Origin of the sequence: Celerinatantimonas diazotrophica (genome assembly GCF_004339545.1) — a bacterium.
Taxonomy (GTDB): domain Bacteria; phylum Pseudomonadota; class Gammaproteobacteria; order Enterobacterales; family Celerinatantimonadaceae; genus Celerinatantimonas; species Celerinatantimonas diazotrophica.
In genome coordinates this window covers 85,653-107,473 of record NZ_SMGD01000015.1, presented here as the reverse complement: position 1 = coordinate 107,473, position 21,821 = coordinate 85,653, and the positions used below count along the sequence as shown (strand labels likewise).

Annotated in this window: 19 protein-coding genes; 7 read left to right on the top strand and 12 right to left on the bottom strand. The window is 44.2% G+C overall.

What is annotated here, in order from left to right; all coding sequences use genetic code 11:
* Positions 1–51: 51 nt before the first annotated feature.
* Together EV690_RS13830 and EV690_RS13825 are read left to right on the top strand one after the other, a co-directional pair.
* Complete coding sequence (locus EV690_RS13830; RefSeq protein WP_131913600.1) at positions 52–810, top strand: flagellar basal body L-ring protein FlgH; 759 nt, start codon at positions 52–54, stop codon at positions 808–810.
* On the top strand, positions 798–2,015 hold the full coding sequence (locus EV690_RS13825) for a flagellar assembly protein T N-terminal domain-containing protein (protein WP_131913599.1): 1,218 nt from the start codon (positions 798–800) through the stop codon (positions 2,013–2,015). The genes EV690_RS13830 and EV690_RS13825 overlap by 13 nt, the downstream gene beginning before the upstream one ends.
* 261 nt (positions 2,016–2,276) lie before the next feature.
* Here the strand turns inward: EV690_RS13825 and EV690_RS13820 are convergent, their stop codons facing one another.
* A complete protein-coding gene (locus EV690_RS13820; RefSeq protein WP_131913598.1) occupies positions 2,277–3,023 on the bottom strand; it encodes a hypothetical protein in 747 nt (248 codons plus the stop codon).
* A gap of 313 nt (positions 3,024–3,336) precedes the next feature.
* Between EV690_RS13820 and EV690_RS13815 the strand changes: the two genes are divergently transcribed.
* Both EV690_RS13815 and EV690_RS13810 read left to right on the top strand, forming a co-directional pair.
* A complete protein-coding gene (locus EV690_RS13815; protein ID WP_165872766.1) occupies positions 3,337–3,948 on the top strand; it encodes a lysophospholipid acyltransferase family protein in 612 nt (203 codons plus the stop codon).
* A gap of 132 nt (positions 3,949–4,080) precedes the next feature.
* The gene (locus EV690_RS13810) at positions 4,081–4,458 is read left to right on the top strand and encodes a PilZ domain-containing protein (RefSeq protein ID WP_131913596.1); all 378 of its coding nucleotides are present in this window, start codon (positions 4,081–4,083) and stop codon (positions 4,456–4,458) included.
* Here the strand turns inward: EV690_RS13810 and radA are convergent, their stop codons facing one another.
* Positions 4,459–5,826, bottom strand: a complete 1,368-nt coding sequence (gene radA, locus EV690_RS13805) for a DNA repair protein RadA (RefSeq protein WP_131913595.1) — start codon at positions 5,824–5,826, stop codon at positions 4,459–4,461.
* A 137-nt stretch (positions 5,827–5,963) separates the two neighbouring features.
* Here radA and EV690_RS13800 point away from each other — a divergent pair, with 137 nt between their 5' ends.
* Positions 5,964–8,309 (top strand): PilZ domain-containing protein, encoded by a 2,346-nt coding sequence (locus EV690_RS13800; protein WP_131913594.1) that lies wholly within the window; start codon positions 5,964–5,966, stop codon positions 8,307–8,309.
* Here the strand turns inward: EV690_RS13800 and serB are convergent.
* Positions 8,303–9,256 carry a phosphoserine phosphatase SerB gene (serB, locus tag EV690_RS13795; protein WP_224054996.1) on the bottom strand — a complete coding sequence of 318 codons (954 nt, stop codon included), beginning with the start codon at positions 9,254–9,256 and terminating at the stop codon, positions 8,303–8,305. The two genes, EV690_RS13800 and serB, sit on opposite strands and share 7 nt — an antisense overlap.
* Before the next feature lie 161 nt (positions 9,257–9,417).
* Here serB and EV690_RS13790 point away from each other — a divergent pair, with 161 nt between their 5' ends.
* Complete coding sequence (locus tag EV690_RS13790; RefSeq protein ID WP_131913593.1) at positions 9,418–10,074, top strand: YtjB family periplasmic protein; 657 nt, start codon at positions 9,418–9,420, stop codon at positions 10,072–10,074.
* On the opposite strand, the gene deoD is transcribed toward EV690_RS13790, so the two are convergent.
* From deoD to tal, 5 genes are all read right to left on the bottom strand, one after another.
* On the bottom strand, positions 10,057–10,761 hold the full coding sequence (gene deoD, locus EV690_RS13785) for a purine-nucleoside phosphorylase (protein WP_131913592.1): 705 nt from the start codon (positions 10,759–10,761) through the stop codon (positions 10,057–10,059). The two genes, EV690_RS13790 and deoD, sit on opposite strands and share 18 nt — an antisense overlap.
* Positions 10,762–10,816: 55 nt before the next feature.
* Complete coding sequence (locus EV690_RS13780) at positions 10,817–12,049, bottom strand: phosphopentomutase (protein WP_131913591.1); 1,233 nt, start codon at positions 12,047–12,049, stop codon at positions 10,817–10,819.
* A 12-nt stretch (positions 12,050–12,061) separates the two neighbouring features.
* Positions 12,062–13,384, bottom strand: coding sequence for a thymidine phosphorylase (gene deoA, locus EV690_RS13775; protein WP_131913590.1), 1,323 nt, complete (start codon positions 13,382–13,384; stop codon positions 12,062–12,064).
* Positions 13,385–13,387: 3 nt separating this feature from the next.
* Positions 13,388–14,404, bottom strand: a complete 1,017-nt coding sequence (gene add, locus EV690_RS13770) for an adenosine deaminase (protein ID WP_131913589.1) — start codon at positions 14,402–14,404, stop codon at positions 13,388–13,390.
* A 134-nt stretch (positions 14,405–14,538) separates the two neighbouring features.
* Positions 14,539–15,492 (bottom strand): transaldolase, encoded by a 954-nt coding sequence (tal, locus tag EV690_RS13765; protein WP_131913588.1) that lies wholly within the window; start codon positions 15,490–15,492, stop codon positions 14,539–14,541.
* A gap of 922 nt (positions 15,493–16,414) precedes the next feature.
* On the opposite strand from tal, the gene EV690_RS18770 reads away from it, so the two are divergent.
* Positions 16,415–17,590 carry an IS1/IS1595 family N-terminal zinc-binding domain-containing protein gene (locus EV690_RS18770; protein ID WP_131913587.1) on the top strand — a complete coding sequence of 392 codons (1,176 nt, stop codon included), beginning with the start codon at positions 16,415–16,417 and terminating at the stop codon, positions 17,588–17,590.
* A gap of 47 nt (positions 17,591–17,637) precedes the next feature.
* Here EV690_RS18770 and EV690_RS13755 read toward each other — a convergent pair whose 3' ends face one another.
* The 4 genes from EV690_RS13755 to prfC all read right to left on the bottom strand — a co-directional run bounded on the left by EV690_RS13755 (position 17,638) and on the right by prfC (position 21,781).
* Entirely contained in the window at positions 17,638–18,897 is a 1,260-nt protein-coding gene (locus tag EV690_RS13755; protein ID WP_131913586.1) for a NupC/NupG family nucleoside CNT transporter, read from the bottom strand.
* 185 nt (positions 18,898–19,082) lie between these two features.
* On the bottom strand, positions 19,083–19,781 hold the full coding sequence (locus EV690_RS13750; RefSeq protein WP_233458711.1) for a TatD family hydrolase: 699 nt from the start codon (positions 19,779–19,781) through the stop codon (positions 19,083–19,085).
* Positions 19,782–19,831: 50 nt separating this feature from the next.
* On the bottom strand, positions 19,832–20,005 hold the full coding sequence (locus tag EV690_RS18280; RefSeq protein WP_165872765.1) for a hypothetical protein: 174 nt from the start codon (positions 20,003–20,005) through the stop codon (positions 19,832–19,834).
* A gap of 186 nt (positions 20,006–20,191) precedes the next feature.
* Positions 20,192–21,781, bottom strand: a complete 1,590-nt coding sequence (gene prfC / locus EV690_RS13745; RefSeq protein WP_131913584.1) for a peptide chain release factor 3 — start codon at positions 21,779–21,781, stop codon at positions 20,192–20,194.
* Positions 21,782–21,821 lie beyond the last annotated feature (40 nt).

Below are 21,821 nucleotides of genomic sequence, written 5' to 3'. Positions count from 1 at the left end.
ATTTTCCGCCACAAAAAGGTGTGGTCGGACGTGATGTAATAGGAATCGACAATGGGAAAATATTGGCTTTATTTATCCATGGCCATCATTCTCACTGGCTGTGCCACCGCGCAGCAAACCGGTGAGAAAATAGCCGATAATGCGCAAAAGAAAGTCGACAATAGCCAGCGGCAGGTCACCACTTCAACCGATGATCACTCACCTGTGCCGAATGACCCTTTTTATGCCCCTGTAGATCCAGCGCCTAAACCGAAACATGTGATTCCAACAGGTTCGGCATTTAATCCGTCGACATCAACCAGTTTATATAGTTATGAGCCTGCTTACTCTGTCGGTGATACGGTCACAGTGGTATTAACTGAGTCAGCTTCAGCTCAAAAATCGGCAACCACCGATATGTCTCATAACAATGACTACAATCTCGATCCAATTACCGTCCCTGGCGGGAAACTCACCGTTAATGGTAATACTGTTGAACTCGGGATGAAGCAGTCACAGAATTTTGACGGTAAAGCCAACTCTGCCCAAAGCCATACTCTGAGCGGAAAAATCACCGTATCAGTGATTGATGTTCTCAATAACGGCAATCTCGTCGTTCGAGGTGAAAAATGGTTGGTCATTAACAACGGTAAAGAATATATCCGTTTAACCGGAATTATTCGCCCTAAAGATGTCACAGAGGGGAATACTGTTGACTCATCGCAGGTGGCAGATGCACGCATTGAGTTTAGCGGAACAGGCGATCAAGCAAATACCCAAACTCAAGGTTGGTTATCACGCTTATTTAATGGAAGCTTATGGCCATTTTAACCATGAAGAAGAAACTATCTGCTATCACTATAGCGCTATTGACCGTACCGATGATGGCTCATGCAGTCTGGTTTCAAGGACAAGGAAGTGCCACCATTAAACAGGGTGAAGTTGATAAAGCTCGCCATGAAGCGGTGCAAAATGCGCTACTGGGTCTCATGTATAAAGGCGGCGCCAGTATTCGCTCAGTACAGGTCGTTAAATCAGGCGTTTTAGCCAGCGATAAATTGACCGTACGAACAAACGGTGAAATACATGATATGCAGGTCATCCGCGAAAAACGCACGAGTGATAGAATCACGGTGACTGTTCGAGCGGATATTTTTCCGATGAAAACATGCAATCAAGACAACTACGCCAAAACCATGATGATTGGTCCCATTACCATTCGCAGTCGCCAACAGGCACAGTTGGGGGGGATCTATCAGTTAGGCGCAACCTTGTCACAGCAAATTTTTCAACAGTTACAATTAGGCAATCGCCGTATTGATGCCCGTCAGCTCATGACCTCGCCGATTGCATCATTATCTGATTATCGCGACCAAAGCAGTATGCTCGAGGTCGCCCGTTCGCTATCGGCACAAAATGATGTGCAATATGTCATGTTTGGCACAATCGACGATTTATCGAATTACACTACCGACTCAACTTCGCAGCTCACTGGAATCACCAAAACCAAGCATCATCGCAGTTTCCGCATGACCTTGTATGTAGTGGATGGAATTAAAAGCAATATCGTCTTTAGCAAAAGCTATAGTACGAATCAAAAATGGGATTTCAACTTTACTATGAAAGTGAACCCTGACAGTGACATATTCTGGACCTCCAAATATGGCAAAGCGATACACTACATTATGAAACGAGCCATTCAGGATGTTCAGGTCAGTTTGTACTGTAAGCAAACACTAGCCAACGTCGTCGGCATTGATAACAATCAGTTGATCATTAACTTAGGGCAACGCGACGGCGTGCAAACGGGAGATTCATTTCGTCTAATGCGAACCCGATATCTGCTCTCACAAAATGGCACACAAAGCGGTCCTATTTTTAATCAAACCCAGTCACCTAAATTTAAAGTGGTTTCTGTACAAACCCATCGCTCAGTATTACAAGCTGTTCGTTACTCAGATATGGCCAACATTCAACTGCGGGATATTATGATCGCTAGCTCGCAGAATAAACTGCGCGCCAATCTGGATGATTAAAGAGCAAAACACAAAGCCCTGGACTTGAACGGCCCAGGGCTTGTTGTTTTATCTTTATATAATAATTTTTGCCGGTGCAATACTATTCCCTTTCATTCAACCCACAGCCACGCAGACCTTCACAAATACATAACTCACAACATTCCCGAACCAGGTCAGAAAGATCAAACAACACTCTAACCTTCTTAATCACTAACAACATTACGTTTAGACCCCCATACTCATCACGGCAATCAGCTCTTAGGGGTATCAGTTCAATAATTAAGCTGTTGTGTCCGTATTAGTGTTATTTGGTTGATTTTCTGCAGTTGCAGAAGCCGCCGTTTTATCGCCACTGCCTAGTAAGTCTTTAAAAAAGTTGGAAAATGGATTCCAAGATCCAGAACTGGCCGATTTAGCTGACGCATTCGCTGTTTGACCGTTACCAGCTGTTTGACCGTTATTAGCTGCCTGCACAGGGTTAGTATTATTCTCTTCGGTATTGCCATTATTCTGAGAGGATGTATTGGCCTTATTTTCAGTGGCAGCGGCTGGTGCAGGGGTTGAATTAGCACCTTGAGGTTTATCAGATTTCACCCCAAAAGCTAAATTCTTAGTATTCATGCTAGTCAACTCTGTCGAATTGTTCTTCGTCTTAGAATTACCCGTACTGGTTGCTGAGTTAGCGGCCGCTGCTGATTTTTTATCGCCAGTCGTGCCAAATTGAAGCCCGCCACCATTTGTGCTCGCAAACGCGGCCAACAAACCGAGACCGATACCTTCACCAATCTGGGTGAATTGATGACTTAGTGCATTCTTGTCTGCAGAAGACCCGAACAATGACAGACCTCCACCATTAGCTGACTGGCCCTGTTGCCCTGCCAACCCTTGACGCAAATCCCCCTGTCCGGCATTACGCAGTTTCAAAAACTGTTCCTGGAAATTATTGCTCTGTTGAGTTGGGGCAGCTTTTGAGCCCATCCAACTCGATAATTTATCCATGACCGACTGATTATTGTTAACCTGCATGTTCATTCTCCGTTGCCATTATAGTGAATGGACGTTTTTGCAACTATGCGGCAAAACCTTGCCGCCAATATGCCGTGAAACTAGCATCAAACATCACCCTCTGGTAGGATTTGCTTAATTTTAGAGGTGATGACATAAACTCCTGATGTTATCATGCAAATTTTAAACCAAAATTTTACTAGAGAGTTATAGATCTGTGCTGCAAAGGTGCTATTCAATCGTTTTGCTGTGTATGACCTCTATCACAGCCCCGTTATTTTTTCTAATTGCTTGTCTTATATGGGTCTTTACAATCTGGTGGGATACCCGTTTAGTGTGTTTACATTACTTCACCTCTATCTGGGCAAAGTTTTTAATCTCTTTATACCCAGGGTGGAAGACGCAAATTTTATACCGTGAACGAGTCCCAAAAGATAAGCCTTATATTTTGGTCTCTAACCACCAATCTGGTATTGATATTTTATTGGCATTCGGACTTTATAGACCATTTAAATGGTTATCAAAAATAGAAGTATTTCATGTCCCATTTATTGGCTGGAACATGTATTTAAATAAATACGTTGCTCTAAAGCGCGGTGACCGTCGTAGCGTTGCGAAGATGTCAGCCGAAGTTAAAAAACATATCGAGCAAGGAAGTTCGGTATATATGTTCCCTGAGGGTAGTCGTTCACAAGATGGCAAACTTGGTAGCTTTAAAACAGGCGCATTTGCCATGGCTAAACACTGTGGTGTAGGAATCATTCCAATTGCAATTGAAGGCACCTTTGATGCCCTCCCTAAAAGCTCGATTATGGTCGGCCAAGCCAATATGCGCTTAACGGTATTAGAGCCGATTGAAGCGGATGAAGTTGCCAGTAAAACCGCGCAACAACTGTGTGCACAAACCCGAGAAATTATTGCCAAAAAAATTGGTCAGGCTGACTAATCTCACCCAATAGCGCTATATTTCACAGTAGCGCTTTTTTCTCTATTTCCGTGATCTGATATTTCGATAAACCGATGCATTCAGGCAATGTTTGCCTATAATGAATAAAACATACACGAGAAGGATCGGCTGATGGAACTCAAAGATCAACGCCATTTTATTCGAGTTAATTTCTCCCATGACGTTCGCATCTTAACTCAAGATAGCTCATTCAAAACCGAAGTCCGTGATATTTCTATGCATGGAGCGCTCATCTCTGAGCCCGAACAATGGCATGAACAAACTCAGGAACTGGAGCTATGCATGCATCTGGGCGAACCGAACAGTGGCTATGACCTGCAGATTAAAAGTCGGGTTCGTCACTGCCACGATGGATTAATCGGCATCGAATTTCTAAAAATGGATATCGAAAGCGCTAGCCAATTACGCCGACTTCTAGAACTTAATTTAGGTGATGAACAGCTGCTCATGCGTCAATTAGAGCAACTGCTTGATACTGATTTAAACTAATTAAAGGGCCTCTAAGGCATCGGCAAGATTTTTCACCCCAATCACTTCCATCCCCGGAGGATTAGTCTTAGGCATATTCGCAATGGGGATGATTGCACGTTTAAAGCCATGTTTTTGCGCTTCATGCAGTCGTTCCTGACCATTAGCGACCGGGCGAATTTCTCCCGACAGTCCCACTTCACCAAAGACAACCAGATCCTGATCTAAGGTTTGATCGCGAAAGCTCGAAATCATCGCGACCAACAGCGCCAAATCAGCTGCCGTTTCAGTAACTCTTACCCCGCCAACCACATTGGCAAAGACATCTTGATCCGCCATCTGCAAGCCACCATGGCGATGCAATACCGCCAGCAACATGGAAAGTCGATTTTGCTCTAAGCCAACTGAGACACGCCGAGGGTTGGCTAGTGGGCTACTATCAACAAGTGCTTGGATCTCAACCAGCAAGGGACGAGTGCCTTCCCAGACGACCATCACGACCGACCCTGGCGCCGCCTGTTCGGCTCGCGAGAGAAAAATCGCGGAGGGATTATTCACTTCTTTCATCCCTTGTTCAGTCATGGCAAACACCCCGAGCTCATTGATCGCTCCAAAACGGTTTTTCTGTCCCCGCAGTGTTCGGTAACGGCTATCTGCACTTCCTTCAAGTAAAATAGAGCTATCGATACAGTGTTCCAATACTTTCGGACCGGCCAGCGAACCATCTTTGGTGACATGCCCAACCATAAACATCGCCACATGGTGCTGTTTGGCAAACCGAGTCAGCCAGGCCGCACTCTCACGAACCTGAGAGACACCGCCGGGGGCAGACTGAATATCAGCCATATGCATCACTTGAATCGAGTCAATCACCATAATCTTTGGCTTTTCCTGCAGGGCAATCTGACCAATCGTTTCAACACTAGTCTCAGCCAACATTTTCAGGTTTTCTCTGGGCAGTTCTAAACGTTTTGCCCGCAACGCAACTTGCTGCAAAGATTCTTCGCCAGTCACATAAAGTGCAGACATAGACTGTGCTAAATGGCACATCACCTGCAGTAATAACGTACTTTTCCCGGCTCCCGGATGCCCACCAATTAAAATGGCACTGCCAGGGACGATTCCGCCGCCAAGAACCCGATCGAGCTCACGAAATCCAGAGCTAAAACGGGGTAAGTCGGCTAAATCGATATGATCAAGCGTCTGAACTTTGGCCTGCGTCTGTCCGGCAAATCCCTGATAACGATCATTACGCGTACTTTGGGTGGCAGATACGAGACGAATCTCACTTATCGTATTCCAGGATTTGCATTCGCTACACTGCCCTTGCCAACGAGGATATTCTGCGCCACATTCACAACATACATAAGCTGTCTTTGTCTTCGCCATCTACATTTTTGCTCTTCGCTGCCGATAATAGATGCAAGGATAACGGAGTTTGCCATTTCGGCACAAATTTTGATGCTAAAATGGACATATAAAATATTAAGAACAATGAATCAGTTAACGCTTTATCGATTAAACCTATGGATGAACAACGTAAAAACGACCTTCTGGCACAGTTGATCCCAATGCATCGCAATAGCGATTTTGCTGATATATTTCAATATATTACGGCCGGGGAAAACAAAAACGAACAGTTCCTGCTCAAAATGGAACTGAAACGACTAGTCGCCCCCTCAAAGCGGATCATTGACCTGCGTAGCAGTCCAAACGACCCCAATTGCCAGCCATTTCAATATGATGGTCTAACTCACTTTATGAGTGAGTCTCATATCGAAACATTTAAGCAATTGCTCCAACACTATGATGGCAGTTATACACAAGGTGTATATGAGCAAATGCAACAATTACGCCGTCAAGAGCCCAATAAACGGGGCCGAGTGGATACCCGAGTCAAAGCATTTCAATTTGGTCATTATCATGGCCGGGTCGAAGAGCGGATGTTTATCAGCATGCCCATTGAAATTCAGACCGAACAAATGATGGTCTATGCGGGTATGTCTTCTAATATGTCAGTTTCAGGGATGAGAATTCGCTATGATCGCGAAGATGACCCAACCATTGGCGAACATATCAAAATCTACTTCACAGGGCTTGAGAAGGAATTTGCTAACCCAGTTCTCTCCCGTGGCACAGACTATGTCATTATCGATACCGAGCGTAATGATAAAGGCCTCTGGGCCAGATTAAAGCGGCTTAACACCAACGATCCAGAATTTGATTCATTCTTTGAAAGCTTTTTAAAAGAGTACAAAGGCCGATATCGAGTGGATGTAGTGCATCTAGTCGATGCCATTTTAGTCAAAAGTTATCAGCAGTTCTTTTTACCCCGCAGCAGCTCATTACCGTTATACTTTAGTGGTGAACAACCGCCCCAGTTACGCTATGTGTTATGCAACGATTTTAGCCGCAACACACTGGACTACTGGTATAATGAATTCCGACAAAATGTACTAGGTCAAGCCTTTCATGCCCAGAGAACACGGGCCTTAATGATAAAACCTCGTGGACAAACTATTCTTTATAGTTTTGTACACAGTTACAATCGCAAACTCTATTTTTATTCTGCAACCCATGAAGAGCTACTAGCGGAGCCCGAACTTCGACAATTGTTCTTTTATTTCGGTGCCAATAAAACCAGCTGGCGAGTTTTTACCTTCCAGTGGCAACAGATCCACCTGGATAATGCATTTGCTCCGCCAATTGTGCCAAACCAACAGCGTCGAACCGATGAGAAAGCACTACGTGAACAGCTGGCTGATTTATCCGTCTTTGGACTGCTAACTGACATTACCAATGAGTGCTCAAAGAACCGCTATCGACAAAGCTTCCATTCGGACAAGAACCCGAATGAATTAGCCCCATTTGGGCAATATCGCCACCTTATTCCAGAAATTAAAGTCATTGCCCATAAATATATGCAACTGCGTAAAGAGGCGCGTTATCAGTATCGCTCGATGGCAGAAGTAAATTTTAGCTCACAAATAGTCGAAGGTTGGGTGAATAACTTTTCAACAGGCGGCCTACAACTTGACTTGGATAGCCCCGTGCAACTTGCAGTCGGCGATCAAATTCTGGTTAATCTCCCGCAATTCCAGAAACTGGTCCGTACATTTAAGCTGACTCAACTGCCTTATCAGGTGGTTAACATTCAACAAAATGGTCAGACCCTACACTTACAGACCGTTGGTAATGCTCACGAAGGCTCACGTTTTTTCAGCCAATTAATTACCAATAATATCGATAAGCTCGGCCATATGCCTGAAATCAATGTGTTTGAAGGACTATCAGAAGCTTTGCGACAACTGTATTGCCATGATCTATTCAAACATGTGCTATTTATAAACAAAGAAGGTGGTTTGTTAAAGCTTAAGCTACTGGCCTATGGGCAGAGTCCTTCATCGGTCGATCCATTGCTGTATCTTTCTCGAGCACGCAACAAAGCCAATATGTATCAGCTAATCCATCCAGATCACTGGCAAGAATGGGTATTATCGCCACTGCAAAACCTGCATGAAGAACAAAAAGTGATTACGCTTAGATTGTTGATGCAATTACATAAAAACAACAAGAAGGTGATTGCCTGTCACCGCGAGGAAGATTTCCAGTCAGAAGCGCAGTTAAATCAATTTGTAGTCCAAGCCATGACGCATGGTGATTTTAAATATATTGAACTCAAAGCCTCACTAACTGGCAAACCGGATGCCGACTACATCAAAGCAGAGATGGCCTATTTAGGGCATTATGCGACCCATAAGGCAAAAGAGCTCGCCATTTTATTGAAAAATACCTATGCCGTGGTTGAAATCAATGATCTCAGCACCGAATGGCAAGCTCTTAAAGGCTCTCAGAGTTTGTCAAATCAGTGATGACAAGCGACATGATCGCGAATAACGCCACCCATTAACACAAAGAGCAGTCCTTCAAGATTGCTGTAGTTAATGGCAATCTTAGCTTGTTGCTGCACAATGGGTTTGGCATGTAATGCCACCCCCAACGAAGATTCGGATAACATGGCCAAATCATTAGCACCATCTCCAATTGCCATCGTCTGAGTGGGTTCTATTTGAAATTGCTGACACATGCGTTTTAACACATTGACTTTATATTGCGCATCGACAATATCGCCCACAACCTCTCCGGTGAGCACCCCATCTTTTAAACCAAGTTCATTGGCAAAAACGGCATCAAAACCGAGCCGTTGCTGCAATGCTTTGGCAAAATAAGTGAATCCACCCGAGGCTAAAATCACCTTCCAGCCGTTCACTTGTAGATGACTGAGCAATACTTGCACGCCCGGCATCAACGGCAGATTATCTTTCACATCATCAAGGATAGCGACAGGCGCATCTTTTAAAAGTGCCACTCGCGAGCGCAGGCTCTGCGAAAAATCAAGCTCACCACGCATTGCCCGGGCAGTGACGGCACTAACCTGTTCCCCCACTCCCGCGAGTTTGGCAATTTCATCAATGCATTCGACCTGAATAGTCGTTGAATCCATATCCATCACTAACATGCCCGGTTGATTAAGGTTAGGGATATGGGTCATTGCGACTATGTCAAAATCTAAATTCGCACGCTCAATACGCTCTTTTACCAAAGGCTCTGCAATAGGAGTGGTCAGTACAAAAATATGGGTTGCCAGAATACTCATTGCTGGATAAATTCGCCAACACTCATGTTCCTGATAAAGGTTCGCAACGAGTTGTTTAATATCACTTTCATTCTTAGACCAACCAATAATCGTTGTATCTGTGGATGAATGACGAATCGCTTGCTGAGTGATTTGCCCATCAGCGGCGATCGAAACAGGCACCGCTGGCCACTTGGGCAAGTTGTCTAAATATGTTAAAAGGGTATTAGGAATCACTATACGGTCCCAACTCTATATTTTAGGTTAATACACAGATGATGTAGCGCTTCACAATAGCTATTGCTATCTACTTTGGCAAGCCTGCAACGATTCAATGGAATAGGATGCAACAGATTGTGACCCAACATTTACGTCTACTACGATGGTTTAATCGGCTTGAGATTAGTAGTGCCTTCATTGCAATTATCATTGCTGTTTCAATGTATTGGGGCATAACGATGCGGGGGCAATCATTGCTAGAAAACAATACAGAGAGTTTAGCGCGCTCGCTTACTTCACTGGCAGCATTTAATGCCGCCAACTACATCGTCCACGATCAAAAAAAGCAAATTCAGCAACTGGTCAATGCGCTGGTCAAAGAGAACTTTGTTTTTGATGCGACCATCTATGATGCCAAAGGGATCCCTCTGGCACAAAGTGCTAATGCATTGCCTTTACGAGAACTATTACCCATGTCTGGGAACTTGGTCACCCCCACACAAGGAATTGGTCGCCGTCCTTATGTGGCAACGATTTATAATGCTCAGGGTAACGCGTTAGGATATTTACGGATCACGCTCGAGGAAAGTTCATTATTGAGCCGTGCAACCCGTTATGTCCATTCTGCTCAGCACTCTTTGCAGTTCATGCTGTTGTTAGCCTTATGGGTTGGATTTGTCATCGCCCGGCAGATCTCTCGAAAACGTCGCCGTCAAATGAAGATAGCCCGCAGAAAACGGGCTATCCGAGCTCAGAAAAGACGCTTACAAAAGCGAGTCTAGCGTGAGTTCAATCATATCGTTAAAGGTACTCTGGCGCTCTTCAGAAGTAGTCGCTTCACCCGTACGAATATGGTCCGAGATCGTCACGACACATAAAGCCGCTTTACCGCATTCAGCCGCGACACCATATAAACCAGCAGCTTCCATTTCAACGGCCAATACACCGTGTTTTTCCATCACATCGAACATCTGTGCATCAGGTGTATAAAACAGATCAGCAGAGAAAATATTGCCAACCCGAACGGGTAAATTTTTACTCTCAGCGCTGTCTACTGCACGGCGCAGAAGCTGATAATCAGCAATCGCAGCAAAATCATGACCTTTGAACCGTACACGGTTTACATTAGAGTCAGTACAAGCTCCCATTGCAATAACGACGTCACGAATGTGTACATCTGGGCTAATAGCACCGGCACTGCCTACCCGGATAATGTTTTCAACACCATATTCGTTATAAAGCTCATGCGCATAAATAGAGCAGCTGGGGATCCCCATACCGGATCCCATCACCGAGACTTTCTGTCCCTGATAGGTCCCAGTAAAACCTAATATATTGCGAACATTGGTGACTTCTTTAGCATCTTGTAAAAAAGTTTTTGCAATATATTGCGCTCGAAGCGGATCGCCAGGCAACAAAACAGTCTGAGCGAAATCACCTGGGTTAGCATTAATGTGCGGTGTAGGCATCATTTATCCTTACAATCATTCGTTTATTCCGAAAAAATCAGAGCAAAAGCAACCTTTACTCTGGCTTGATATCCGGCCAGAAACTACTGCCATATTCCATTGCAGTCAATGAAAAATAATCAGCTAGTGTCTGCCCAATATCGGCAAAGGTCTCACGCTTACCTAAATCAACACACTGTATTTTTTTACCATAAACAAGAACTGGAATATGTTCGCGGGTATGTTCAGTGCCCTGCCAAGTGGGATCACAGCCATGATCAGCGGTCATAATCAGGAGATCATCATCGTTAAGCGCTGACAATAATTCAGGTAGACGCCGATCAAAATACTCAAGAGCACGGGCGTATCCTGACACATCACGACGGTGTCCATAAGAAGAGTCGAAATCGACAAAATTAGTAAAGACCAGCGAATCTTCCCCGGCTACTGCGAGCTCTTGAAGAGTCGTATCAAACAGTTGCTCTAATCCCGTTGCCTTAACCGCTCGAGTGATCCCTTGATGCGCATATATATCAGCAATTTTACCGATACTAATCACACTGCCACCCGCTTTTACCAACTTATCAAGAACCGTTGCACTCGGTGGTGTTACTGAATAATCATGGCGATTACCAGTACGGCTAAAGTTTTCCGGTTGATCCCCAACAAATGGCCGGGCAATCACTCGGCCTATGTTATAGTCATCCAGTAGTTCTCGAACAATGTGGCACAAATCATAGAGTCGCTCTAAACCAAACGTTTGCTCATGGCAGGCAATCTGAAAAACACTATCAGCGGATGTATAAAAAATGGGCTTACCTGTTTGCATATGCTCAAGCCCTAACTGTTCAATAATGGTCGTTCCTGAAGCATGACAGTTTCCCAAGAACCCAGGCAATTCAGCACGAGCAACTATTTCATCTAACAGTTCCTTGGGAAAACTATTTTCTTTATCAGGGAAATATCCCCAATCAAATAACACCGGAACCCCGGCGATTTCCCAGTGGCCACTCGGTGTATCTTTGCCACTGGAAATTTCTTTGGCATATCCATATGCACCACTCGGTTTAGCAATTTCAGCTAGCCCATCAACCGCTTTTGCCCGGCTATTCTGAGCTAATCGACCTAACCCAAGTTGATTAAGATGTGGCACCTCAAGTGGTCCATGCCGATTCTCTTCGGCTAAATTTTTAAAACATTGCTCAGCTATATGGCCCAGAGTATCCGAACCTTGGTCCCCAAAACGTTCAGCATCATCGGCTGCGCCCACACCAAAAGAATCGAGAACTAATAAGACTGCTCTTTTCATACCTTCTCCAAATCAGCTAACAATTTGTTGGTAAACAACTGACGGAATTTCGCCCGGTTCACCCTCAAGACTAATCGCCCCGTGTAGTCTTCGAGCTGCTTTTTGCCAGCTACTTTGATCATTGGCATGAATCATAACCAAAGGTTCATTCTCATGGATATAATCCCCAATTTGTCGCCAACGACTCAGTCCAACTCGATGGTCAATCATCTGATCACTTTGAATGCGACCACCACCTAATGCAACCACACTCATGCCAATCTCGCGACAATCAAGATGCGTCAAATAACCTGAACTCTCAGCTAACAGCGGTGCTATCACCGGTGCTTTCGGGAAATGACTCTTGCCCTGCTCAAGCAGATTACGGGGGCCACCCAACGCTGCAACCATCCGATTAAAGCGCTCAGCGGCTTCACCACTGTCCAGCACTCGTGAAATTTTTAGTCTTGCCTGTTCAGCATTATCCACCAGTTTACTGTCAACTAACAACATTTCAGATAACGCCATCACAACTTGATGCAACCGTGAACTCTTATTCTGACCAGTCAAATAATCCATCGCTTCCATCACTTCTAGTGAATTACCACAACTAGGAGCAAGTGGTTGATTCATATCGGTTAATATAGCGCTAGTTTTACACCCTGCTTGTGTTGCTACGGCAACCATTCGACGGGCTAGCCGCTCACATTGCTCTTGACTAGGCATAAAGGCACCGCTTCCGACTTTTATGTCCATGACCAATGAATTCAGCCCTTCGGATAATTTCTTACTTAAAATAGAAGAACACACCAGCGCAAGTGAATCGACAGTGGCGGTAATATCCCGAATGGCATAAAGCCGTTTATCGGCCGGGGCAATATCACTACTTGGCGCAACAATAGCTAGCCCTATTTCTTTGACTAGGTTCTGAAATTGGCTCCGATTCGGATTGACATTATAACCGGCAATCGATTCAAGCTTATCGATTGTCCCACCGGTATGCCCCAAACCTCGCCCGGAAACCATCGGCACATAGCCACCACAAGCGGCAATAATCGGCGCCAAAACCAGAGAAACCATATCCCCTAAACCACCCGTTGAATGTTTATCAACAATCGGGCCCGGCAACGAGAATTCTTGCCAATTCAAGCGCTCACCGCTGTTTAACATGGCTGTAGTTAAAGCGGTGCATTCCTGAACTGACATATCTTTAAAATAAATGGCCATCGCCAATGCAGCAACCTGGCTATCCACCAGCCGCCCAGAACTGATTCCCGACACCAAAAAGGTAATTTCATCATCTGACAATGTATAACCATCTCTTTTACGACGAATTAACTCCTGTGGCAGATACATGTTTTATCCTCTATTTTTAATATGGCCTACTGCTCTTTGATAAAGCTCTAATCGCTCTGATTGAGTCAAAAATGCCATTGCAACACCGTCTCGCTGACATTGCTGACACTGACTAAATGACAATCCCAATTGATGGTGAGCAACTGCATATTCATGCGCAATATCAATATTGCTCACCCCAGGATCATCCGTATTCAAGCTAACGGGGATCCCAGCATTAATAAATTGTTTTAATGGGTGATGTGCATAATCACTGACCGTCGAAGTATGTAGGTTACTCGTCGGACAAGATTCAATACCAATTTGGTGCTCGTAGAGATAATCCATCAAGCGCGGATCTTCAACAGCTCTCACACCATGACCTATACGCATTGCCCCTAATTGTGTTACTGCCTGCCAGACACTCTGAGCCCCTAGCGCTTCGCCAGCATGCACCGTAATATTTAATCCTGCATCACGCACTTTATTGAAATGTTTAATAAAAAACTCACCCGGAAAGCCCTTTTCATCCCCTGCTAAATCAACCCCGACAAAATGTTTCCTACGCGCTAAAATCGCCTCAAGTTCATCTAAACAAGCTTGTTGGCCAAACGTTCGCGACATGATACCAATAAGGGCAATTTTGACCGGATAGTCTTGGCATCCGGCATAAACTCCATCGATCACCGCGTCAACAACCCCAACCATTGGCAGTTGATGATTCATCGCCATGTAATAGGGACTAAACCGCAATTCTGCATAATCTAATCCTGACTGAGCTGCATCCACGACATTCTCATAGGCAACACGCCGCACTGCCTCTAGGTCAACAAGCACATTGACCATCCAGTCCAATTTTTTTAAAAAGCCAAGTAAGTCGTTTTCTCTGCCCTGAATTTGTACAAACTGACGCATATCTGCAACATTGTTAGCCGGAAGGCTAATCTGATGTTGTTGAGCCAACTCAAAAATAGTTTCAACACGGACGTTCCCATCCAGGTGTCGGTGCAGATCAACTAGTGGTAGTGATGGATCAAACAAAAAATATCCCCCGCAAAGAAATAACTGACGATGACCACTATACCATTGAAAATTTGTTCATGCTCTCTGAGAGTCTTCAGCTAACAAAAAGGCTGCCCGTAGGCAGCCATTATGAGCATCAGTGAGTTGGAAAATTAACTCAATTTAGCGCGAATCATCTCTTCCATACTTAACTGGTCAGCTGCAAAGTTACGGATCCCCTCGGCCAACTTATCAACGGCCATTGGATCTTGGTTATGTTCCCAGTAGAACTCGTGTTCAGACATTTTCTCTGGTGATGATTGGATTTCGAAATTATCAGTCAAATGCCGTTCTAACTTGTCTTCAGAACTATTAAGTTCTTCAAGCAATTTAGGACTGATGGTCAACCGGTCACACCCAGCCAAAGCCAAAATCTCGCCAATGTTACGGAAACTTGCGCCCATAACCACAGTTTTATAACCATGTTTTTTGTAATAATTATAAATCTGAGTAACGGATAACACGCCAGGATCATTCTGAGCCGTATATTCTTCACCCGTTTTTGCTTTGTGCCAGTCAAGAATACGCCCTACGAATGGCGAGATTAAAAATGCGCCGGCTTCTGCACATGCACGAGCTTGAGCGAATGAGAACAGCAGTGTCAGGTTACAGTTGATACCTTCTTTTTCAAGGATCTCTGCGGCTTTAATCCCCTGCCAGGTTGAAGCGAGTTTAATCAGCACTCGTTCACGGCCAACTCCATTTTCTTCATACATGCTAATAATTTTACGGGCTTTAGCAACACTAGCTTCCGTGTTATATGACAAACGAGCATCGACTTCGGTAGAAACACGCCCAGGGACAAGTTTTAAAATTTCAGTCCCAATATGAACGGCCAGCCAATCACCCGCCTCGATGATTTGCTCTTCAACCTTACTCGTTTTTTTCACAGCCCATTTAGCAGCCTGACTAATAAGTTCATTACCACTGGGCTTTTGCAGAGCTTTAAGTACCAATGAAGGGTTGGTAGTCGCATCCTCTGGCTGATACTGCTCAATTGAATCAATATCGCCGGTATCAGCGACAACGGTTGTGTACTGTTTTAACTGACTTAGTAAAGTCGCCATGAATAATAAACCTCTTACTATCGTTTCTGTATTCGTAAATACGGTTAACATGAATCATCAGTGAGTAAAAAGGAAAAAATTCTTATTGCTCAAGGTCAACCATGTTGTAAACATATTATTCACCATTAGATAGAATAGAGCGCCAATGATCAACTGTTGATCTTCACAAACTTTCTAAAATCTAAGCAACATCATGAACAGACTATAGAGCGCTCGGCTTCTGCCTTTTAGGAACAACAATAACAATTTGTAACAACAGACCTTTATAAATCAATTCAGTCTTTGTGTTATATTAACATAGTAATTTACAAATAAAATTTTACAAATCTGATAGGAACAATAGATATAGCTAATCTATTTTTATCGATGGATAAAACCGCTAACCAGGATTTAGAAGAAAAAAGAGAAGTAAGGAAGGCCACATTCAATTCGATCATCAGCGCAATTGTATAGGAATAGTGTCCCCCCCATTGGTCCACGCATACACTACAACTAACTGATAACCATACTAATCGAGCAAGCAGCAAGGAAATTTGCCCAAATTAGCCGAACTGAATGTGGATTAGGCTTAACGCCTAGTGAACTGGTATTACCAGCAACACACAGGCATATTTTATAGCAATAACTCCACCGAAAAAGCTAAAAAACCATCTTTTGCGTATAAAATCATACTTTTTAAAAAATATTTCCCAAATATGTTGATTTATTTTTAATCCATTATCATGATTGGCTCAAATACACCACAATGTAACTAGACGCCTTGCAATTAAATTGCTGTAAGAGTTGGGGATGTAAAAACTTTGGAAAACCCAACAGTCCTGACTATGAACCAATAAGTTATCATCTTGGTTATCCTGCACTGCATTGTAAAAACTGTGGAAGTTACCCACCGCTAGTGGATAACTCATTAGTGGAGACACTTATGACACAGTTTATCCCAGTCCAGCTGCCAACCTGGCGCAACCGTTGTCCAAATTGTCAAAAACTGAACATTCAACGCAGTGGTAAAACGGCTTCAGGGAACCAACGATTTCGCTGCCGTGATTGCGCAAAGGTCTTTACGCAACCGAAGCCACCTGATTACGCAGAGCTTGCGTTACTCATGCAAGAAATAGTGGCAAGGCGCCCAGCAACAGCTGCTATCGAAAGGCTAAATTTATCACCCAAACGCTATTATCAGTTACTGCACTGGTGCGCCATTATCTTAACTGGCTATAGTCGCTTGCTTGAATCACTCTGCCTACCCACTAACTTCCTGGCCTTGCAAAGTGAAAGTTATGTTCTTAATTTGCAATCAGGACTGAGAGTCTGGCTCATTACTAGTGCCGAATCAGTAAGTGGTTACCAACTCTTAACGACACATAATATTGGCGCCAAAGGAACAAGCCGTGGGATTTATCAGGGGGACGTTGATAACCGGTTGGATACTTTTGCCGAACGACCATTGACGGATGCACTAAAAAAACGTTATCAGCAATTAATGAATCGCTATCACTTTGAAGACCTACAATATGGTGCGAGTAAGGGGTGGCCAGATGCGCCTCTGATACAACCCGCCCCTATCGCTTATGCTCATTTTCAACTGCTGCGCTTAACGTATTCGAACAAAGAACACATTCACCATTATCTGGAACAAGATAGCTGTATTCGTAGTGCCGCTATCATGGGCGTCGTCGATGAGATCGCTCAACAACAAGCTGAAATTTTCTATCTGTTTGCCCATCCGGATCGACAAACTGCTTTTTTAGCCGATGGACGCCCAGTTGGCTGGTGGAAAGATCGCTGGTTTAGCACACCGTTTGGGGGCTATTGCCCAATCACTGAACGAGTTCAGTACAGTTATCCTTTCCAGATGCGTGACATTCACACGAATCAACATTATTTCGATTATTTGAGTGTCAATCTAAACTCTAAAGTGAAACGCTTAGCCCCACTCAACGACCATTTACAGATCCAAAGATGCCGTTATAACTTCATTCACCGGGCAACCGAAGCACCACCTGCTCATTATTTAAATATGCCAACATTTAAAACCAGTGAAGCGCTGTTGCACGCCGCTTATAACGCCTATGTTGATGCCAAACAAGCGCATAAATAACAAAGGCCAGCATTGCTGGCCTTTGCATGACAATTTACGCTCATCAATTAATGAATAAATAATCCGGCAATTGTCGCACTCATCAGGTTAGAAAGTGTGCCGGCAATCACCGCTTTCACCCCCAGTTCAGCCATTTCATGGCGACGATTAGGTGCCATTCCACCCAATCCCCCCAGCAAAATTGCAATGGAGCTGATATTAGCAAACCCACAGAGCGCAAAGGTAATAATCGCTCGAGTATGGGTCGTCATCACCGCATGAGTTGCAGCAACCAATTCGGTTCCTTTAATATAAGGAACTAAGTGGGTATAGGCCACGAATTCATTTAAGACTATTTTTTCGCCAATAAATGAGCCAGCAACCACAGCTTCATGCCAAGGCACACCAATTAAGAACGCAATAGGAGCAAATATCCAACCAAGAATGAGCTGAATCGTCAAGTGATCGACGCCAAACCAACCACCTACACCACCTAAGATCATATTCAATAAGGCGATAATACCGATGAATGCTAATAACATCGCGCCTACGTTCAAGGCTAGCGACATCCCCGATGCAGCCCCTGATGCCGCCGCATCAATGACATTGACGCTTTTTTCTACATCGGCCAAGGCGCCTTCTATATCATCATGATATTTCTGTGTTTCTGGCACAATCATTTTGGCCATCAGTAATCCACCTGGCGCCGACATAAATGAAGCCGCAATCAGATACTGAAGTTTGATCCCTAATCCAGCATAACCAGCCAATGTCGACCCAGCGACAGAAGCTAACCCTCCGACCATCACAGCAAACAGTTCCGAGCGAGTCATTTTGGCGATAAACGGGCGTACAACCAAAGGCGCTTCAGTCTGGCCCATAAAGATATTAGCCGTCGCCGAAAGAGATTCCGTGCGGCTGGTTCTGAGGCAAAACCGTAAGAATCCACCAATAATACGAATCACCCACTGCATAATACCGAGATGATATAACACCGTAATTAATGAGGAGAAAAAGACAATTAACGGCAAAACTTGTGCTGCGAAAATAAACCCTAATCCAGCTTTACCAGCCGCGCCCGTTGCTAATCCACCAAAAAGGAAGGACATCCCGGCTTGAGCAGCATCAATGACGACCTGCACACCAGTTGCCATATCCCCTAACACGGTTTTACCGCTACTGCTAAATAAAACCAACACACCGATACCAAACTGAATACAAAAAGCCAGTCCGACAGTCCGTAATCGAATCGCTTTGCGGTTCTCTGATAATAGGTAAGCAATAAACAACAATACAGCCATACCTATTAGACTCATCAATACATTCATCGTGAAGTTCCGATAGTCAACATAGATTTAAGAAGAGAGTTTTTTGACGAGATAATCCAAAACCAACTGGGAAAGCTCGTTGGAGCCATATTTTGCCTGAAAACCCCTCTGATTCCAAACGAGTAACACCGAGTTAAATGAACGATTCATCACAAATTAAATAAAAAGGCCATAGAATTAAAAACTCATGAAGCAAAAAAGATATCTCTACTATTTTTATATAAAACTTCAGATAAAAATTCTGGCCTCATAACCAAAACAGAGCTAAGTATTTCAAAAATGAAACAAATTGTAGCTGGGGTATTCTCACCTTTACGTTGCCCCACAATCGGCATATCGGGCGAATCAGTTTCCAACACCAAATTCTCGGGGCCAATGGTTGCGACAACCTCCCGCAGTTTGCCACTTCGTGGCCAAGTAATGGCGCCACCAATCCCGAGTTTAAAACCAAGCTTAATAAAAGCTTGGGCTTGCACAAGTGAGCCCTGAAAGGCATGGATCACTCCGCCACGAGCCAATGGGTACTGTTTTAAAAGTGCATATATTTCATCATTCATCCGAACACTGTGAATCGTCACCGGCAGGTCAAACTGCTGTGCCAATCGCAGTTGCTCAATAAATACCTTTTTTTGGCGCTCCATTGTCTCTTTAAAGCGCCGATCCAAACCGCACTCTCCAATTGCGACGATCTGTTGACGGTAGCGCTCAACCCATTGAGAAAGTTCACCGAGCGAGCTAAACCCATCGCTAAAACAAGGATGAATGCCAAGAGCGGGCATAATCTGCGAATGCTGAGCACTGATATCCATGACCCGTTGCCAATTTTCAGGCCCAATGGCTGGGACCACAAATTGCTCAATCCCCAAAGATTGCCACTTGGACAGTTGCCTAGCCAGCGGCTCAAAACAGGGAAAATCAATATGGCAATGCGTATCTATAAATGCGATGAACCAGACTCCTTGTCATCTGAGTGCTTTACAAGCTTTTTATCTTTAACCGCTTTGCCCATATTAGCGCAAGGGCAGCCATAATCGTGCAACCCCAGATGAGCTAACCATCGGTCATAACTGGCAAGCCATTGCCTTACTTTTGCGGCTAGTTTATTCATAATCAATGCGCCCCTGATTCAAATCACCGATACTTAGAGTGTATAAAATATCGACACATTGTCTATCGAAAGAGCGCACAAAAAAGCGTTTTAATCATCCTATAAGACAATTAAAACGCTAAGGAATGCATCTAACAACCGCAAAGAAGAGAGCTGACGCTAATATCCCTTCATGCTACTTTGTGCTTAATGTTCACGAGTTTTAAAGAACTCAATATCAGGATGCCGTTCAATCGCTAAATTCAGGTTGACCATTGTCGGCGCCAAATAGGTTAAGTTATCAGCCCCATCTAATGCCAAATGCTCTGAAGCTTTGCGCTGAAACTCATCTAATTTACGAGAGTCCTGACATGCACACCATCGTGCAGTCGCAATATGGATCGCTTCATAAATCGCTTCAACTTTATATTCTGTTTTAAGTCGGTGAACCACCACATCAAACTGCAATACCCCTACGGCACCAACGATCAAATCATTGTTGCGAAGCGGTCGAAAAACTTGCACCGCGCCTTCTTCCGAGAGCTGAATCAGCCCTTTTTGTAACTGTTTTTGTTTAAGCGGATCTTTTAAGCGGATCCGACGGAACATTTCTGGCGCAAAATTAGGGATCCCAGCGAACTTAAATGCATCACCTTGAGTAAAGGTATCGCCGATTTGAATTGTTCCGTGGTTATGTAAACCGATAATGTCTCCAGCAATTGCTCGCTCTGCAGCACTTCGATCACCGGCCATAAACGTCACGGCATCAGAGATACTAACCCCTTTGCCTAAACGCACATGGTGCATTTTCATACCTTTGGTATACTCACCCGAAACCACGCGCATAAAAGCGATACGGTCACGATGTTTAGGATCCATATTCGCCTGAATTTTAAAGATAAAACCGCTGAATTTGGCATCTTGAGCAGTCACTTCACCGAGATCAGTCTGTCGAGGCTTCGGTGCCGGTGCCCATTCGGTTAAACCATCAAGCATATGATCCACACCAAAGTTACCCAGTGCGGTACCAAAGAATACAGGCGTTAATTCACCAGCCAAAAATAACTCTTCATCAAACTCATTTGAGGCACCAATGACCAGTTCCAACTCTTCTCGCAGAGATTGGGCCAATGCAGAACCAATCGCTTGCTCAACTTGCGGATTGTCCAGACCTTCAATCACCCGGCGTTCTTGAATTGTATGGCCTTGACCACTTTTATAGAGAATAATCTCATCCCGCTGAATGTGATAAACCCCTTTAAACTCTTTCCCACAACCAATTGGCCAAGTAATCGGAGCACAAGCAATTTTTAACTCATCTTCAACTTCGTCAAGTAACTCCATTGGGTCACGAGTATCGCGATCTAACTTGTTCATAAAGGTAAGGATCGGTGTATCACGCAGCCGCGTTACTTCCATCAATTTTCGCGTTCGAGCTTCGACCCCTTTGGCGGCATCAATCACCATCAAACATGAATCGACCGCGGTCAGCGTGCGGTAAGTATCTTCTGAGAAGTCTTCATGTCCAGGCGTATCCAACAAATTCACAATGCAATCAGCATATGGAAACTGCATCACCGAGGTAGTGACCGAAATCCCACGTTCTTGCTCCATCTGCATCCAGTCAGATTTTGCATGATGATCACTGCCCCGTCCTTTCACCGTTCCAGCTGTTTGAATGGCATGTCCGAACAAAAGTACTTTTTCGGTAATAGTTGTTTTCCCCGCATCCGGGTGCGAGATAATCGCAAAGGTTCTTCGCTTATTGATTTCATTAAGCAAATTTTGGTTTTCCATGTATAAATTCTTTTTAGTTTGTACACGGATTTGTACACGC